Origin of the sequence: Burkholderia sp. BCC1999, assembly GCF_905339975.1 — a bacterium.
Taxonomy (GTDB): domain Bacteria; phylum Pseudomonadota; class Gammaproteobacteria; order Burkholderiales; family Burkholderiaceae; genus Burkholderia.
Genome location: NZ_CAJPHP010000002.1, coordinates 352,728 through 371,150 on the forward strand (window position 1 = coordinate 352,728; position 18,423 = coordinate 371,150).

The 18,423-nt window shown below is 67.0% G+C and carries 7 protein-coding genes; 5 read left to right on the forward strand and 2 right to left on the reverse strand.

Annotation, left to right across the window (positions count from 1 at the left end; genetic code table 11):
* The first annotated feature begins 33 nt into the window (after positions 1 to 33).
* Positions 34 to 1,008, forward strand: coding sequence for an ABC transporter permease (locus tag U5809_RS04480; RefSeq protein WP_322085695.1), 975 nt, complete (start codon positions 34 to 36; stop codon positions 1,006 to 1,008).
* A 45-nt stretch (positions 1,009 to 1,053) separates the two neighbouring features.
* Positions 1,054 to 1,965, forward strand: coding sequence for an ABC transporter ATP-binding protein (locus tag U5809_RS04485; RefSeq protein WP_322085696.1), 912 nt, complete (start codon positions 1,054 to 1,056; stop codon positions 1,963 to 1,965).
* A gap of 35 nt (positions 1,966 to 2,000) precedes the next feature.
* Here the strand turns inward: U5809_RS04485 and U5809_RS04490 are convergent, their stop codons facing one another.
* Positions 2,001 to 2,579: a hypothetical protein gene (locus U5809_RS04490; protein ID WP_322085697.1), complete on the reverse strand. Its 579-nt coding sequence runs from the start codon at positions 2,577 to 2,579 to the stop codon at positions 2,001 to 2,003.
* A 35-nt stretch (positions 2,580 to 2,614) separates the two neighbouring features.
* Positions 2,615 to 3,061, reverse strand: coding sequence for a VOC family protein (locus tag U5809_RS04495; RefSeq protein WP_322085698.1), 447 nt, complete (start codon positions 3,059 to 3,061; stop codon positions 2,615 to 2,617).
* A 371-nt stretch (positions 3,062 to 3,432) separates the two neighbouring features.
* On the opposite strand from U5809_RS04495, the gene U5809_RS04500 reads away from it, so the two are divergent.
* The 3 genes from U5809_RS04500 (at position 3,433) to U5809_RS04510 (ending at position 17,423) form a co-directional block, all read left to right on the forward strand.
* Complete coding sequence (locus U5809_RS04500) at positions 3,433 to 15,681, forward strand: LWXIA domain-containing protein (protein ID WP_322085699.1); 12,249 nt, start codon at positions 3,433 to 3,435, stop codon at positions 15,679 to 15,681.
* A gap of 266 nt (positions 15,682 to 15,947) precedes the next feature.
* Positions 15,948 to 16,655 carry a hypothetical protein gene (locus U5809_RS04505; RefSeq protein WP_322085700.1) on the forward strand — a complete coding sequence of 236 codons (708 nt, stop codon included), beginning with the start codon at positions 15,948 to 15,950 and terminating at the stop codon, positions 16,653 to 16,655.
* Between the two features lie 171 nt (positions 16,656 to 16,826).
* Entirely contained in the window at positions 16,827 to 17,423 is a 597-nt protein-coding gene (locus tag U5809_RS04510) for a plasmid pRiA4b ORF-3 family protein (protein ID WP_322085701.1), read from the forward strand.
* Positions 17,424 to 18,423: the final 1,000 nt, after the last annotated feature.

Consider the following 18,423-nt stretch of genomic DNA (forward strand, 5'->3'; position numbering starts at 1 on the left):
GCGACCGGTACCCGAAACGATACGGAGATTCCCATGTCAATGACCCGCAACGCGACCGGATGGCTGGCCGTGCGCCGCGAACTGACGACGCGCGGCAAGTGGACGCTCGGCCTCGCGTCCTTCCTGCTGCCGTTCGCCGTCTGGTGCCTGATCAGCTATGTGCCGTTCGTCTGGCATCCGCAGATGCGCATCACGAATCCGGGAAGCGTCGACTATTTCCAGACCGGCATGCAGATCGACCGGGACGTGTTCGACGATGAGCTCGCGCATGCGCGGGCGGCACACGCAGCCGTGCCGGAGGGCGAGCGCGCGAATCCGGTCTACCTGCCCGCGCCGCACCAGGTGTTGCGCGCGTTCTACACGGCATTCACGACACCGCCTGCGTCCCGCGATGGCGTATGGCTGCACGAGAGCCTGTGGCACAGCATCCGGATCATCTTCTGGGGCTTCGTGATCTCGTCGGCGATCGGCGTGCCGCTCGGCATCGTCTGCGGCACCTTCAGTGCGCTCGCGCGGCTGCAGGAGCCGTTCCTGGAGTTCTTCCGCTACCTGCCCGCGCCGGCTTTCGGCGCGCTGATGGTCGCGATTCTGGGCATCTACGACGCGCCGAAGATCGCGATCATCGTGATCGGGACACTGTTCCAGCAGGTGCTGATCATCGCGAACACGACGCGCAAGCTCGAATACGGGCTGTTCGAAGCCGCGATGACGCTCGGCACGAAGAAGTTCAAGCTGCTGACGCACGTCGTGATTCCCGGCGTGCTGCCGGACCTGTATCGCGACCAGCGGATCCTGCTCGGCTGGGCGTGGACTTACCTGATCGTTGCCGAACTCGTCGGCACGAGCTCGGGCATCACGTGGTACATCAGCCAGCAGGCGCGCTACCAGCATTTCGACAACGTGTATGCGGCGATCCTGATGATCGGGGTCATCGGCCTCGGGACCGACATCGTGCTGGGGTTGCTCAGCCGCAAGCTGTTTCCGTGGGATCGCACGCTGAAGGCGTGAAGCCCCTTGATTCGCAATCATCGACCGATTTCCGCAGAGGGCATCATGCAGAATCCGCAAGCCGTTCCCGATTACCTGATTCAGTCCGACGCGGTGCGCGAGCGCTTCGCACGATTGAAAACCCGTGACGTGATACTCGACGTGCGCCATGTCGGCAAGCGTTTCGCGACACCGCAGGGCGAGTGCGTCGCGCTCGACGACATCAGCTTCCGTACGCACCGGCGCGAATTCGTGTGCGTGATCGGCCCGTCCGGCTGCGGCAAGTCGACGCTGATCCGCATCCTGGCGGGGCTCGAAGCACAGACGAGCGGTGAAGTGCTGCTGGACGGCAAGCCGGTGCAGGGGCCGGGCGCCGATCGCGGAATGGTGTTCCAGGGCTATACGCTGTTTCCGTGGCTCACCGTGAAGAAGAACGTGATGTTCGGTCTCCGGATGAACGGCAGCAGCAGCGGCGAGGCCGAGCGCGAAGCGCTGCAGTGGCTCGATCTCGTCGGGCTGGCGCGTTTCGCCGACGTGTATCCGCACCAGTTGTCCGGCGGGATGAAGCAGCGCGTGGCGATCGCTCGCGCGCTGGCGAACCGCCCGCGCATCCTGCTGATGGACGAGCCGTTCGGCGCACTCGATGCGCAGACGCGTGCGCGGATGCAGGCGCATCTGCTCGACATCTGGCGCAACATCGACGTGACGATCCTGTTCATCACGCACGATCTCGACGAAGCGATTTTCCTGGCGGACCGGATTCTCGTTCTCAAGGCGAACCCCGGGGGCGTGCAGGAACTGATCGAGGTGCCGGTGCCGCGGCCGCGCGATTATTCGCAGGTCAATTCGCCGGCGTTCATCGCGACGAAGGCGCGGCTCGAAGCGCTGATTCACCCGAAGGAGGCTGTGAATGCCGATGACGACGGCATGCTGCCGCACATGATCCGGATGACGGACATATCGGACAACGTCGAGTAGGCCGTCACGGGTAAGGCAGGACGAGCGTTGCGAACCTAGCCGCGGGCGATGGCGAGCGCGGTCGCGACATCGCCTCGGCGATACGCGGCGCGCACAGCTGCCTCCGTGGCTGCCACGACGTCCGGTGGCGGTTGCTTGCGCAGGCGTACGGCCACGCGAGGCAGTGACGCGAGCTGACGTCGAAGGTCGACGATCAACCGGGCGCAACGAAACCGCGCGGACGATGCTTCCGGGTGCATCGAAGCTTCCGCCATCCCCGCCGTCCATTCGACACCTCGATGGCGTCTGGCTTCGTCGAGATGCGGCAAATAGCGCGCGTCGCCCGATAGCGCGATCAGCCACGCGGCCCAGTGCGCGCCGCGCCATCCGAACTGCAGGTCGACCGTCAGGTCGGCCAGCAGCGTGTCGTCGAGCACGGACAGGCTTTGCTGGCACACGTAGTGGAAGTCGAGCGGCTGGTAGCGGACTTGCGGGTAGTCGCGCAGCACGTGCTCGAGTTCGACGCCGGTCGCGACGGCAGCAGCCAGGAACGATTCGGCCGGCGCCGGGCGGTTCAAGTGCAGCGTCGGCACGAACAGGAACAGCCGGCTGATGTCGTCGGGGTGGTAGTGCATCGCGAATGTCGTGGTGGTGGCCCGGAGCAAACTGGCTACTGATCGCCGGACAGCAGTGCCGTGTAACGTCGTTGCATTTCATCGGGCTCGAGCGTTTCAATCGCATGCCCGATCGCCCAGTCGTACCCGAACGGATCGCGAATCTTGCCGGAACGCTCGCCGTAGAACTGGTCCTGGATCGCGCGTGTCAGGCTGGCGCCGGCCGCGATGGCCGCGGCGATCGTCGCGTCGGCATCGTCGACGTGCAGGTGCAGCAGCATCGGCGCCGTGCCGTCTGCGTCGAGCGCGCGTAGATCGTATTCGGGGAACTCGTCCGAGAGCATCAGCGTGCACGGCCCGAGTTGCAATTCCGCGTGACCGATGCGTCCCGACGGTTCGACGAGACGGTATTTCTCCCGTGCGCCGAATGCCTTCGTGTAGAACGCGATGGCGTCGTCCGCGCGTTTGGCGCGCAGATAGGGAAAGACGTCGAGAATCGCCATGAGGTCCTCCGGTGACGGTGCGGGGATGCACGTCGTACGGGCGTACGCGGCAGGCGCCGCGGATTTTGCCAGACCAGGGAGTATGGAATGACGGCATGGCTGCAGGCAACGAGAAAAATTTACCGTTCGCGCGGTATCGGGCCGGCATCGGAAAGCAACGGCCGTTCCCCGCGTCATATTCGTAGCACGCATTTGCGCCAGCCGGCGTAACCGGGCCGGCGACTACGTAATTCGCGACTTTTTGCGTGTGATCGGTTCGGCACAATGGACCATTGCGCGTGGCGGCTTGCCGCTTGCCTGGACCGTCACGCCTGCCCGGGAGAACGGACATGGTGTTGATGGCAGTGGGAGGCGGTGGCGGACCGGTGGACGTGCCGCAGCCACAAAACGACAACAACCCGACGAACAACAACGGGGCGAACAACAACGGCGCCCCTCCGGCCCAGACACCCGAGCAGAAGGCCCTCGCCGCGGCGCAGGCCGAGACGCAGCGGCTGCTCCAGCTTGCGCAGGCCGAGATGGCGACGCTCAAGCGGCTGAACGACCAGGGCGCGTCGCAAGCGGACCTCGACAACCAGGTCAAGAAGGCCGAAACCGCGTGGGGCGCGGTGCAGGTGGCCGTCGAGAACCAGATGCGCGTGGCGGCGGACGGCGGCGGCGACACGAACAAGGCGATCGCCGGCGTCGCAACGGACCTGCGCAACGCGACGCCGAACGATCCCGTGCTCGGCGAAGTCCTCGACGACGCGCAGAAGGCCGTCTCGGCCGAATCGGCGCCGCAGCGGGCGACCAACGAAAAGGCCTTCCAGCTTGCGCAGGCCGCGCAGCGGGACCAGGACGCGAATACCGACTTGCAGCAGTACAACGCGTTGCCGGGCGGGATCCGGCGCGACGACCCCGATACCGGCGCGCAGTTGCGCCAGGCGGCCAGCACGGCCGATGCCAACTCCGACACCGCCTACACGGCGCTGACGAACGCATTGCGTCATGAATACAGCGTATCGGCCGCGACGCTGCGCATGAACGACGCGAAAGCCGACTATGCGGCGTGGCAGAAGGAACCCGGCGGATTGCGCCGCGCCGACGAGGCCGACATCACGCAGGAAATGTCGCAGGCGCAGAGCCAGTACGACAAGGTGGTGACGGGCGGCGACGACACCGCGCTGACCTACGTGACGCCCGATGAGCAGAACCAGGCCGTCGCGTCGGTGAAACAGAACCACGACGGCATGTGGTACACCGGCCTCGTCGACGTATTCGGCGAGCAAAGCCAGCTGACGCGCACGATCGCGACGATCAATCCCGACGATCCGTCGCTGACGCCGCAGATGAAACAGCTTGCGCAGTCGGATCCGGTCAGCTTCGCGCTGATGCAGGACACGGGCCAGACCGTCGATCCGAACGACCCGAAGCTGTCGAAGCAGGAACAGGCGCTGGCCGCGCAGAATCCGCTCGCGGAGGCGTTCGTCAAGCTGACGGGGGTGCCGGTGAACCCGGCGGGCCTGAGCGACGCGGACGCCAAGGCATTGAACGCGCAGATCGACCAGGCGGGCGGCGTGTTTGCGTATGCGATGGCGCACGTCGACAAGAACTCGCCCGCGTACCAGAAGATCCAGACGCTGCTCGCGGCGGCACCCGACGTGCGGCTGCAGTACACGAAGCAGCAGGTCGCCCAGCTGATGCAGAATCCGGGCAGCAATCCCGGCGCCGCGCTGCAGGTGCTGAAGACCAACATGGACGCGTCGTTCTCGCTGGACGAGCGTCAGGCGCTGTGGACGCAGGCCGGCCAGCCGCATTTCGACGCGAAGTTCATCCATTCGCAGATCGATCCGCTGATGCAGAAGCCCGATGCGGATGCGACGGATCAGGCGAGCATGCGTGCGCGTTACGACGACACGATGAACGCCGACAAGGCGGGCAAGTGGATGCAGGACATCCTGAACAACGCGCCGCCCGAGTTCGCGGGCGTCGTGCTCGACACCGTCGAGAAGGATTTCAACAACAAATGGATGCAGACGAACACGGGCACGCCGCAGCCATACGGGCAGGGCACCGAGTTCTTCAAGGGGCTCAGCAAGGCGGTCGGGCTGGCCGATCAGCAGCCGACCTCGAACGGCGTGCCCGTGCAGCGCGAGGACGACGTCGCGAACTGGCTGCTCGACGACAAGAGCAATGCGAAGGCGGTGATCTACACGCTACGCGGCAGCGACCCGGGCTACGGTTTCGACAGCGTGCGCGTGGCACTGTCGTCCGGAGTCGATCCTTCGCTCGCGAAGGCGCTGCTGTCGAAGATGCAGGGCAATGACCAGTTCCGCGGAAATTTCGCGGTCGACTTCCAGCTCCGTTACCAGCAAGGCGCCCAGAACGCGCAGAACAAACAGAACAGTCAGGCCGCAACGGCCAGCTACAACCTGTTCAAGTCCAATCCGGACCAGCAGCTGAAAGCGTATTTCAACGATTTCCAGAAGAACTTCGACGGCCAGTCCCGCACGTTCACGGTCGGTTCCGACCAGCTCACGAACTTCGTCGGCGTGGGGCTCGGGATTCAGCCGGACGACCCGGGCGCGGTGCCGACTGACCGGAACGACGTGCCGTCGATGGCAACGCTCGAGCAGTTGATCGTCAGCAACGGGCAGTTGCAGAGCGGTACGGCGGTGAACAGCCAGTCGCTTTACGCAAAGAATTCGGCCGCGACGCAGATGATCCAGACCGTCGTCGACCAGATCCGCAAGGTCGGCGGCGATCACGCGGTCGTGTCGCTGGTGCCGATCTACTACGTGTCGAAGGGAACCGGGACGGCGCCGAGCGCGCTGTTCAAGGTGCAGGTCGCGGGGCATCCGGGCCAGTACCAGCTGATCGACGACCGCGGCTGGAAATACGACAGCGTCGACAACTACCAGCACAACAATGCGCTGTCCGACGATGGCCAGCTGTATGTGCCGAAAAGCATGACGACCGATGCCGCGACCGGCGGTTTCTCGCAATACCAGTCGATCGACGCGCACAAGACCGAGTGGTACCAGCACGTCGAGCACTACCTCGAGATCGGCACGGGCATTCTCGCGGCGGCCGGCGGCGTCGTGCTGGTCGCGAGCGGGATCGGCGCGCCGGTCGGCGGCGCGCTGCTCGGCGCCGCGTGGACGACGGTCGGCGTGGGGATGGCGGTCGGCGTGCCGGCCGCGATCGGCGACCTGAAGAACCTGAGCGATCACGGCCAGTCGATCGGCTTCGGCAATGCGCAGGCGCGCGGCGACTGGATCAGCCTGATCGGCAGCGGCACGGGCATGGCGGGTGGCGGGCTCGGCGTGGCGGCGAAGTCGCTCGCCGAAGCGTCGTCGTTGCTGCGCACGACCGGGCAGGTATCCGACATGATCACGCTCGCATCGCGTGGCGAGGGTGTCACGGCCGAGGCGGCCGGTGTCGGTCGTCTGACGCAGGGGGCCGACGCGTTCCAGACGCTCGCGCAGATGACCGGCCGCACGGCCGGCGTGTTCAACGTCACCGGCGGCGCGATCGGCGGCTACCAGATGCTCGACCAGGGCGTGTCGCTGGTGAAGAACTGGGACGCGATGTCCGATTCCGATCGCGCACAGCAGTTGCTGAACCTCGGGATCGGCGTCGCGCAGATGGGCCTCGGCTCGCACACGCTGATGGAGCGGCCGATCCGCGCGATCACGAAGACACCCGCGCCGCCGTCGACACCGCGGCCGGTCGCGGTCGACGTCGTGAACGCGACGCTCGCCAACGGGCTCGCGAACCAGCGTCTCGCGGTCGGTGAGATCGGCAACCCGTGGCAGCACGCGGAGGAACAGGCGAACAGTTTCGGCGAATCGGCCGGCGATGGCGAGCCGGTGTCGCCTGCCGACGCGGGACTGCGGTCGCGCTTCTCCGCGTGGCTGCGCGCGCGCCGCACGCAGGGCACACCGGAAGAAGGCGACGCGATCCCGTTGCGGCTGGCGCCCGACCCGGAGGCAATCGACGGCGAATCGACGCCGGCAATCGCGCATGCGCTGGCCGCCGACGAAGCGCCGCCGGCCGGGGCCGGCACGCCGGCAACGACGGGCCACCCCGCATCGTGGGAAATTCCCGCGCGTGCGGCGGCCGATCCGGACGTGCTGCGCAGCGTGGTCGGATCGGTTCTCGTCGGTGGCAACCGTCTCGAAGACATCGAATACTACGTGTACGCGCTGGAGGATACCGAAGGCAACGTGCGCAACCCGGAGGAGGACGGACTGCCGGCGACGGGCCACGGCAACCTGTCGGACGACATCCGCGCGGCAAACGCGGACGGACGGCGTGCGGCTGCGGGCAACGATGCGGCGGCACGCGCGGCAGCGGCTCCCGAAGCGGACGGCACGATCGGCGTGACGCGATATCCGTCGTACCACGACGCGATGATGGTCGCGCTCGGCGGGACGGTGGCGGGCCGCTACCAGGTCGCGCTGGTCGACACCACGAGGCTCGCCGCGGACGGCACGGTGCCGCCCGAAGCGATGGTCGGCCATGTCGGGCTCGACGATGCCGGCAAGGCGCTGACCCTGTCGATGAACGATACGTACGATCGCACGCTGCGCGTGGTGTATCCGCGCGGATTCGACCCGGCCAAGCCGCTGATCCGCTACGAGGACGGCAAACGCATCGACGTGGTCAACGCGCTGCCCGGCATGCACGAAACCCAGTGGGGCGCGTATCCGCGCCGCGAAGCCGACCTCGCGATCTATTCGAACCACCCGTCGCAGCCCGAGAACCGCCTGCCGGCCGGCGAGCGGCCGTTGATGCCGGTGCCGCCTGGCTACTTCGCCGTGTATGCGCACGCGTGGTCCGATGCGATCGCGAGCGCGACCGGCAAGCCGATGAGCGCCGACGACGTGGCCGCGATGGTGCGCCAGAGCGGCTGGGACGGCAAATCGCCGGTGATCCTTTACGCGTGCGGTGCGGGCACGCGCGTGACGTCGTTCGCGCAACTGCTGGCGAACGTGCTTGGGGTGGACGTATATGGCTCGAGCGGCTTCGTGGTGTGGCGTTCGCCGCGCTATCGCAGCGACGGCCCCGACTCCGGTTATACGGCCGGCATCGAGCTGGAGCCCGGCGCCCCCAGTTACGCGGGGAAGCCCGACCATTCGGTGCAGTATGCGCCGCGCACCTACCGATTCTCGCCGGCCTTGGCGGTTATCGATCAAGGCGCGCATGCGGTCGACTGGAGCACCGTGGCGCCGCGCCCGGTGTCGAACCGCTGGGGCGGCCGCGATGAGACGGGCGAATCGCGCGTGCCGCTCGGCGTGTACGTGTGGCGCGTGCTGACGAATCGCGGGGCGATCGTCAATCCGCGCAGCGGCCGCACGGCGAGTGCGCTCGAGATGACGTACGCGCTGGAGGATCTGGCGTGGAAGGGCTACACGCCGGGCGTGCCGGTCGCGCTGGAGGGGCCGCACAGCGGCGCCGATCCCGAGTTGCTGCAGGAATTCGCGGACCTGATCCAGGCGCCGGTATTCGGCCGGCTCGGCGACGACGACGCGGCCGGGTGGCGGCGCGCGATTCCCGATCCGGGCCGCCGGCTCGCGCGTTTCCAGATCGAACCAGACGTGAACGGCAAGTTCTCGCCGGGCCGGGCGCAGCCGGTTCGCATCAATCCGCTGGAGTTGCGGCCCGTGCCGGGCTCGAGCGTCGTGAACCTGCTTGGCCATGCGACCGCGCGGCAATTCCTGAAGGTGTCGGGTTTCGATATCGCCGAATCGCACGGCACGCAGCCGCGCGACGTGAGCTGGGACAGCTCGAGCGCCGTCACGCAAGACGGCACCACGATGTCGCCGAGGGAATTCGCACGCAAGCTGCTCGAGGATCCCGCCTACACCGAAGGCAACGGCGTGCTGCTGACGGGGTGTTATCTCGGCTCCGGCGGCTACCCGTTCGCGCAGGAGCTGGCATACGAGCTGCAGGTGCCCGTGATCGCGTCGATCGCGTCCAACTCGGTGCGCGGCACCGGGGCGCTGTACCTGTATCCGATTGGCGACGACATCATCGTGCCGGCGCACGATCCCGACGTGTCGACGCGGCTCTACCTGCATATCCCGGAGGCCCCCGACGCGAGCGAGCCGCCGATGGTGTTCGCACGACGCGGCGAGCCCGTGCCGAACGCGGCCGCGCACGACAACGCGCCGGTCGAACCGGTGCGCCCGATCGAAGCGCAGATCGATCCGGAAGCGGACAGCGGGCGGCGCGGCAACGCCGGTGCGCAAGGCGATGCCGGGCAGCCGGTGCCGACGCCGCGCGGGCCCGCGCATCCACGTCTCGGCTCCGAACCGGACGCGGGCGAGCCGCCCGTTTATGTGCCGACGCCGATCGTCGAGGTCGGGCCCGGGCAGATCTTCACGGCGGACGAATGGGCGGTGCGCACCGAGCAGGCCATCGCGGACGAGGCCGACGACGGCCTGTCCGGCATCCCGCAGAAGACCTATCCGAAGAACAGCCGCGTCTATACGGATCGCAGGATCGTCGACGGCGGCGTCGTCACGACGACGATCCACGGCCAGTCGATCCTGCAGACGGGATTCGACGACGTGACCGGCGTGGATGCGACGCAGCATCCGGAATTCCTGCGCCCGGCCGACACGCTGCTGATGCCGCCCGGCGACCCGCTGCATGCGATCGGCGCGCGCGCGCTGATGTCGCCGCCCGGTCATCACGTGGTGTTCGGACACGGGATATCGGCCGACGCGATGCTGGGCCCGGAAGGCCGGCCGCTCACACCGGACGAGGTGGCCGCGCGCGTCGCGCCGCATCTCGAACCGGGGCAGGATGTGACGCTGTACTCGTGCTTCGGCGGGTCGACCAAGCACGATCCGTTGCGGGTCGCACCTGGCCGGGTGAGGGCCGCGAGCACGACGTTCGCCGCCACGCTCGCACAGCGTCTGTCCGAGCTCACGGGCCGGCCGACGACGGTGTGGGCGCCGCCGGACATCCTGCTCGTCCAGCCCGACGGCTCGGCGGCCGTGCGCGGCACGCGGCCGACCGGCCAGGTCGACAAGGATCGCCTGGCGATGCAGAGCTTCCGCGGCGACCCGGCGCGCGCCGGACGCCCGGCGCTTCCCGCCGGCGTGGAGCCGTCGCCTGCCGCCGCTCCGACGGCGGCCCGGCCGATGCGCGAGGCGCCGGTGCGCCCAACGGTGCCGCGCGTGTCCGATCCGACCTTTGCCGATCCCGGCTACGACTTCACCGCGATTCCGGACGGTACGTTCGAATCGGTCACGCTCGACCATCCGTTCCGCAGCGCGCTGGCCGATCGGCCGGGCGTGATCGGCGACGCTGCGCGCGTGACGCAGGCCGGCGGCACCGTGAGCCAGCGCTGGCCGAGCTATTTCCTCGACGAACCGCAGCCGACCCGCGTGATCGACGGCGTGATGCAGGCGTTCGACGAAGCCGGCCTGACCGACCTGCGCGTCGAATTCGTCACGCGCGACGGCAGTATCGTGCTCGGCAGCGGCACCGATTTCCGCCGGCTCGATCCCGAGGACGGGTGGTTCCGCTTCAGCGGCACGGTGCCCGACGCGACGGTGGCGGCAACGCACGCGCCGGGCCATGCGACGCCCGATGCACAACGCGCGTTGCCGGAAGGCACGCGGGTGGTCGCGCATGACGATCTCGGTCCGGCGCTCGATGCGGCGCATACGGGGCCGCGCCATCACGCGTACGTGCCGGCCGATGCGCTGCCGGACGCAACCGCCTTCGCGCAGGGCGACCTGACGGCGCAGGAACGCGTCGCGGCCTACGCGACGGCGCACCTGGACGCCGTCGAGGCCGCCACGCCGACCGACGTCGTGCTGTTGTCGGCGCTCGGCCACGATCCGGCACGCGCGCTGCGCATCACGACGCCCGGCGGCGAGCTGTTCAAGCCGGCCGGCGTCGACATGTATGTCGTGCGAACCCGTGACGCGGCCACCGGCGACGTGTCGTACCGGCTCGCCGGTATCGATCGTTCCGGATTGCCGGAAGGGTATGCGGCCGTGCATGCCAGTGGATTGCGCGCGGTCGGCGCGGTCGGCAGCCGCCCGGTCTGGCCGATGCTCGGCGGAGCGGACCCGGCCGCCGGCCGCCTTGCGGGCTCCGCCGGCGACCCGTCCGGCGCGGCGACGCCTGCCCCCGTCGCCGGTCATGCGGGCGCGCCCGCCGCGCCGCAGGGCACCGCGGTGGCCACGGCGGCCGAACAGCAGGCGCGTGCCGCCACATGGCTCGACAGCGTCGGCCGGCGCACGCTCACGCGCATCGACGGCCGGCACGCGCCGACCCTCGACGGGCTGGCACACCAGCTCGGACCCAATGCGCACGTGCTGATCACGGCGCATACCGTACCGCCCGCCGACGGCGCCGAACACGCGGCGCCGAAGGTCGTCGCGGTACTCGAAACCGATGCGCATGGCACGCTCGGCCCGGTGCGTATGCTGAACGGCAAACGCGTGCAGCAGACGCTTCAAAAGGCGCTCGAGCAAACCACCGGCCACGGGCGTCGCGTGCGGCGCCAGTACGATTTCTACGTATCGCCGGTCGCACGCGACGAGCTGGTGCAACTCGGCGGCCCGTCGAAGATCGAGACGCCGGACGGCAAGACGTCGTGGCCCGTGACCGCATCGGCCGGCACGATCGATCCCGCGCTCGCCGCCGACGTGTCGAAGCTGCAGGACGCGCCGGCCTTCAAGCGGCCGCGCCAGGCCGTGCGCGCGGTCGAAGGGGCGCATCGCTGGATTCACGTGATCGAGGACGAGACGGGCAAGGTGCTCGGCTACGCACAGCGCAACACGAACCACGAATGGAAGTACGTCGAGAAGGCGCCGCTCGGCGATACCGAGATTCCCGAGCAGAACCTGCGGACGGTGTTCCGGCGCCGCCGCCGCGGCGGCATTCCGGTCGGCCGTTCGCCACGCCGCGGTATCCGGTTCGTGGTCAGCGACGTCAGGCCCGAGGTCGTCGATCGTATCGGCGGGTTCCGGCCGGCGAAGGACGCCGCTGCCCCCGACAAGAAGCCGTTGCGCTCGGCAGGCGACATGTTCCAGTCGATCGTGCCGGTCCGCAAGCCGCTGGCATCCGCCGAACAGGGCGGCGGCACGAACGTGGCGCCGCGGCCGCCGGTCGATCCGCACCTGATGCCGTCGGACAAGTCCACGCTCAACGCGGTCGACTTCAGCGGCAACGGCGTGTCGCACCTGTTGACCGCGATCCGCAACGGCTCGCTGGACGGCAGCCATCACGTGATCTACGTGTTCAAGACGGACCAGCCGGTGGCCGAGGCGCTCGACAACCCGCTCGGCGCGATCGCGGCGCGCAACGGCGAGATGCGCTGGTTCGACGAGATCAAGCACGCGGGCAACCTGAACAAGCCGGGGATTGCGCTCGACGAAATTCCGATCGGCACCGATCGCTTCGGCGCGGACGTGCATTTCCTGCTCACGCAGTTGCAGCCGCGCGATTTTCTGAACAGTGCGCGGCCGACGCGTGTCGCGGCGCTCGAGGCGCGTGAGAAAGCGCTCAAGGAGCAAGTGTCCGACGCGCAGGCGCGCGGCCAGCAGTCGGCCGCTTTCCGCGCGCTGGCGGCCCGCCTTCAGCACGGCTATAACGACGTGCGCGGCGAACTGCGGCGCCTGCGGAGCAGCGGCCAGGTTCCCGAGCCGCTGTCGATCGAACCGTACCAGCCGGGGTTGCCGTCGGCCACGGTCGTCGAGTTCAGCCTGCGCAACGGTGCGGCGAAGTCCGACGATTATTTCCCGACCTACGACCAGGTCGAGGCGTACAACAAGCAGGCGCAGCGGCCCGGCAACGTGAATCTCGTGCTGAATGGCGACCCGCAGGCCGTGATGGTCGACGTCGGCATGTGGCGCACGCTGCTCAACAAACTGTACGTCGCGCGCGACGTGTCGACGTCGGCATCGCGATTCCTGCCGGTCAACAGTAAGCTGCGCCCGCACACGCGCCGCGTCGGCGCGGCGACCGTCGCCGACAAGCGGATCCGGCAATTCTTCACGCGCTCGGCCCCGCAGTTGCAGGACCGGATGGTGCCGATGGCGCGTTCGTATTCGCTGAGCGACGATCCGGCGCTGATGGGCGCGCAGGTCGAACGGTACGGCGGCGTGACGCCGGTCGTTACGCTCGTGATCGACCCGCACTCGCTCGCGGCGGCGCTCGGCAAGGCGCACGATCCGGACTTCCTGCGCGCGGTGAAGGCGCTCGGCGACCAGAAGAGCGCGAAGTTCGACGGCGAGAACGGGATGATTCATCCCGCGCCGGGCTCGAAAGGAAAAGCGCTCGCGCTCGACGATCTCGACCATCTGCACCGCTGGCTCGACGAGGCGGCGCGCACGGGTTTCGCGATCCGGCTCGAGACGGCGCCGTCGCGCGCGCTCGTGTCCGGCGTCGACTACCGGTTCCAGTCGGGCACCAACGACACGTATCACGACTATGTGCGGGTCGTCACGGCGCTCGAACGCTGGTCGAACGCGCATCCCGATACGGTCGCGCCGAACGTGATGGTCACGTTCCACGGCTGGGACACGGTGCCGGAATCGGTGCCGGGCGCGGGGCACGAGAAGCTGTTGCGCGCCGTGCTCGAGCGCAAGGGGCTCGAATGGGTCCACATGGGGCTGTCGTACGGCACGCACGGCGCCGACTTCATCGGCAACCAGGAGCTCACCAGCGCGCTCGCGAAGCTGATCGTCGACAACCGCAAGCGGCCCGACGTGATCAACCGCCTGCACGGCGCGGACGCGTTGACACGCGTATTCGAACGTGTCGACCGGAAGACGCTGGCGAATCAACATCAGCTGCTGTTTGCGGAGGTCGAGCGGCTCGGCGCCGCGCAAGGGATGACGCCCGCCGAAATCGCCGGGTTGCGCCAGAAAATCTACGAAGGCAACACGACGGTGTGGCTGAATCAGGCACGCAAGGCGACGATCGAGCATGCGACGAAGCAGTGGGAGGCCGATGGCAACAAGCCGCGTTTCCCCACGGACAAGGGCGCGCGTGCGTTCGGCGGGCGCTGGCTGGAGCAATACGGCAGCGGCGTGCCGAAACGGGTGAAGACGCGCGCGCAGCCTGCCGCGGCGGACCCGCTTGATTACTGGCGTGCGGTCGTGCGCGATCCCGCGCTGCTCAACGACGGCACGAAGCCTATCGGCACGAGCCGCCGGGAGGCCGCGCAACTCGCGAAGGTCGATATTCCCGACGCGCAGCGCGCACAGGCGGAGCTGCATGCGCTGCGCGTGCACAACGAGCCGATCGGCGTCGACCGGCCGCCAACGTCGCGGTGGAAGCGGGCTGGCGGCGACCTCGGAGCGGCGGCCGTGACCGGCGCCGCCGGGGCCGGCGTGCTCGTTACGGTTGGCAGGGAATCGGTGCGTACCGCGACGAATTCCTTTTACGCGGGGCTGCGGGTCGGCCGCGTGTTCCAGGCGCTGCATCACGGTGCGGTCGCCAGCCTGAAGAACGGCGATCCGCGCGTATTCGACCGGGTCGTCGACCGGCTCGTGCGCGGGTTGCAGACGCAACTGAAGGCGAACGGCTTCGACGTGGCGGGGCGCGGCGCGCAACTGGAGCAGATCGCGTACGAAGGCAAGGCCAAGGCTGCGCAGCTGCGCGGGCTCAACGAGGACGGCCAGCTGTCGTTCGACGACACGGTGACGCATACGAAGGCGATCGCCGCCGACATGCTCTCGCAGATGCAGGGCGTGGTGGGCGGGACGTCGTTGAAGCTGCTGCACCACGGCAGCCCGCGGCACTCGGTCGGCCGGATCGGCCGCGTGCTTTCGCTGGGCGGCTACGGCGTCGCGATCAAGTTGAACATCGACAAGGTGAGGGCGACCGGCGACTTGCTGGCCGGCGGACAGGCCCTGGGCGGAATGTTCGGCGCAGCGTATACCGGCATCGTCTACCGGGGCAGCCTGCGCGGCATGAACGCCGACAATCGCAGCCAGCTCGCGCGTACCCTGAGCGCGACCGGCGATTACGTGACCTCGGCGATGAGCATCGCGGGCGGCATTCATACCGCGATGACGGGCGATCCGTACACCGGCACGCTGACGACGATGTCGGGCTTGCTGCTCGGTGCCGGGCGCCTGCATTCGCATTTCCCGAACGCGACGCCGTGGCTGGCGCGCTTGCCGACCGGCATCGCGCTCGCGCCGGTGGCGATCTTCGGCATCACGCAAGGGATCAGCCTGATTACGTCGGTGACGGCGCCGGACGACAAGCACAAGGCGCCCGGTTCTTCGACGAATCATCTTGCCCCGAGCAACGGGATGCCGACGCCTGGCGCGACGACGACGCCGGTTCAGCCGAACGCATCCGCGACGCCGTCGCAACCGGCGCAACCGGCGCAGACGCCGTCGAGTACGCCGAGTGCCACGCCGAGCGCCACGCCGGTGACGGTGGCCGTGGCCGCGGGCGATTCGTTGTGGACGATCGCCGAACGCCACGAAGGATCGCTGCTTGCCGCAGCCCACGTGCCGGCGGACGAACAGCAGCGAATGTCGGAAGGACAGCGGATCAACGTCGCGCTCAACGAGATCCTGCAGCTCAACCGGAATCTGGCGACCCATCCGGGCGAGATCGATACCGGGCAGCAGGTCATTGTGGGGTGAAGGAGGGTGGTTGGCGAAGCGGGTGGTCGTCCGAAATGGAAATCCACCAGGATGAGATGCAAATCCACCGGGGACGACGCGGGGGCGGGGCAGAATGGAATGCGCAGGGCGACTGCCGGGGGCGCCCGGCAAATCGCCGATTCGTGACAATCCACCCAGTCTCAACGGCGTTCCCGATGGCCAACTTCTTGTGTCCACTTACATCCGCGCGTCGAACGACGGCAGGTGTTGCATTCGTCGTCAGCGTGCTTTCCGGATGCGCTGCGATGACTTCGTCCGCGCCGGCCGATCCCGAGCAACAGTTTGTGATCGAGCAGCGAAATGCCAACGTGCAGTACCTCAATAGCCTGGCAGCGTACAAGCCCGTTTTCGAGAATCCCCGTAACTATGGTCGCGTGCAAGTGCTGCAACAGTACGACGCGCTGCTCCATCAATACTCGATTGCCGCCGTGAGCTGGGTTCGCGCGATCTATCCCGCCGCCCGGCAATCGCTTCCGCCAGCCCTTCAGCCATTGCCTGCGTCGTCCGGTGCGCCGAGCCTGGCGGACGTGAACCGGCACTACGAGCATGCGCTCGGCATGAACGCCGGCATGTGGGAGATCAGCATGGCCGCGGATTTCGGCAAGCCGTCGAAACTGGCGGTTCCGAAATACAACGGGCCGCTGCTTTTCATGCCGGTGGCGCCGCCGTTGCCGCCGCTGCAGGATGTTCGCGATCCCCAATTCGCGCGGCTGGTGACCATGACGAAGAAGGTGGACGACGTGCAGAAGGCGGACCTTGCCCGGCAGCAAGCGGCGACCGCGAGACAGATGGTGGAGAACGCCGCGATGCATGCGGCAAATCATCCGCCGGGGCCGAATCCGCTTGACTCGATCGATCCGCGGACCGGGTTGCCGTATCCGGCGCCGCAGGTCGAGACGCAGCGCTGGTGCACCATGATGGGCAATGGGGTTGGCGGGCGAGTTCCGTGTTGAGGCGCCGGGATTGACTGACGGGACGAAGCTTTTTTAGATCGTCATGGTGATCGTTCCAGTCGCGTTCATTGCCGGCGCTCCCTGTGGCGGGGCAGGATTTCCGTGTTCAAGTAGATCATGCGAATCATGTCAAGGCGACAATAGTGGAGATTCTCGTTCTCCGGAGATCAAATGCCGAAATCGTTCCAGCGCCTAACCCTCAACGTGGTGCTTCAGCACATCGATCCGCCGATTTGGCGTCAGATCGAAGTCGAAGGAACCGAATCTCTGCGCAAACTCCATCACATCCTACAGGCAGCTTTCGGATGGGAAGACACCCATCTGCACGACTTCCTGATCGACGGCATGACCTACGCCATGTTTGAGGTTGATGACGTGGTGGATTTCGCTGACCCCGGCACGACTGCAGATGATCGGAAGATTCGTCTGCAGACGATCCTGAAACCAGGTTCGCGCTTTGTTTACCGATATGACTTCGGGGACGGCTGGAATCACACCGTCGTCGTTGAGAAGATGGAAACCGTCGAGAGCGAACCGTGGGGAGAAGCCCAAGTCATTGACGGCTCTCGTGCTTGTCCGCCGGAGGACGTTGGCGGTCCATCGGGCTATGAAGCGTTCCTCAATACGCTATCCAACGATGCCGACAGTGAAAAGGCGGAACGTTATCGCAACTGGGTCGGCCCGGACTTCGACGCGGAATTGTTCGATCTGCGTGCTGCCAACGCAGCGCTGTTACGCATGGCCTCGAACCGCTGGGGAAACCGGTAACTCGCACCGCGTCAAGACCGGCGAGCATGCCAACGGAGCCTCCCGAAGTTGTGAACTCTGACGCGACTGCCGTAAGCCGACAGGAAGGCTCTGGTGCAACGCCGATAAGTACCATCTACGGAACTCGGTGTTGCGCTGAAGTGGCTGATCCTCGGCGCAGGACGCACACCTCCAAATGCACCAGTCAGAATGAATCTTGGTACTTGAGGGACCGTGTTGCATCGCTTGGTTCTACGCTCCTCTTATATTTCTAGGCGTAGTAAAGGTGGGGTGCTCACAGAATATCGGGTTTCTCGGCTGGCGAGCTGTTGCACGTCGATCCACCTCGATCTGTTGCGATCATCGCTGGTAAGGGGGGGCAACAGATCGGTTTTCCAGAAACTCGCTGCGCAGCCGCGGTGTTGCATCCAATCGACAAGCCCATTACGTCATTTCACCTCCGCCAGGAGGTCGATCTGGAATGCGCCAGCTTTCGCACCGCTCGCCGGCGCAGTCCCCCCCGTGGCCTCCACGCAACTCGACAAAGCCCAGACAGAGCTGTCTAGGCACCTCTGCAAACGAGCATCCATATTGTGACGTAAAGGCTACTGACTCGGTGCCGTAGTATTCGCAGTATTCTGCGCATGTCGCGCACTCGTCTCGTTCCGCCTCCGCAGTCACTTCCGGCCCGTGAAGTACTCGCAATAAATCTCCGCCGCATGCGTGCCGAGCGAGGTTGGACACAGGAACCCTTGCGGCCAAGTCGTCATTGCGCCACCGGTGACGCCGAAGCATGCCGAATTGTGATGGCATTCGCGACGCGCAACTCACCGAACTCGGTTAGGTGCGGGAAGTGTGGCATGCGTACAAGGATTCTAGCTACCAGTTGGCCGAGCACGAGTCGGTGATGCACTACGTCCTAGCTGACGTATGCCGACGGTTGCTGATGCGATGCAACGACATGGTTGTCGCCCGTGGGTCTATCGATCAATTCAAGATTTTTGGGGTTCGGCAACTCGAG

Bases quoted from the DNA above. Each gene is read 5' to 3' on its own strand.
- U5809_RS04490 (WP_322085697.1), bottom strand. From the start codon at position 2,579: ATGCACTACCACCCCGACGACATCAGCCGGCTGTTCCTGTTCGTGCCG.
- U5809_RS04495 (WP_322085698.1), bottom strand. From the start codon at position 3,061: ATGGCGATTCTCGACGTCTTTCCCTATCTGCGCGCCAAACGCGCGGAC.
- U5809_RS04485 (WP_322085696.1), top strand. From the start codon at position 1,054: ATGCAGAATCCGCAAGCCGTTCCCGATTACCTGATTCAGTCCGACGCG.
- U5809_RS04510 (WP_322085701.1), top strand. From the start codon at position 16,827: ATGCCGAAATCGTTCCAGCGCCTAACCCTCAACGTGGTGCTTCAGCAC.
- U5809_RS04505 (WP_322085700.1), top strand. From the start codon at position 15,948: ATGACTTCGTCCGCGCCGGCCGATCCCGAGCAACAGTTTGTGATCGAG.
- U5809_RS04480 (WP_322085695.1), top strand. From the start codon at position 34: ATGTCAATGACCCGCAACGCGACCGGATGGCTGGCCGTGCGCCGCGAA.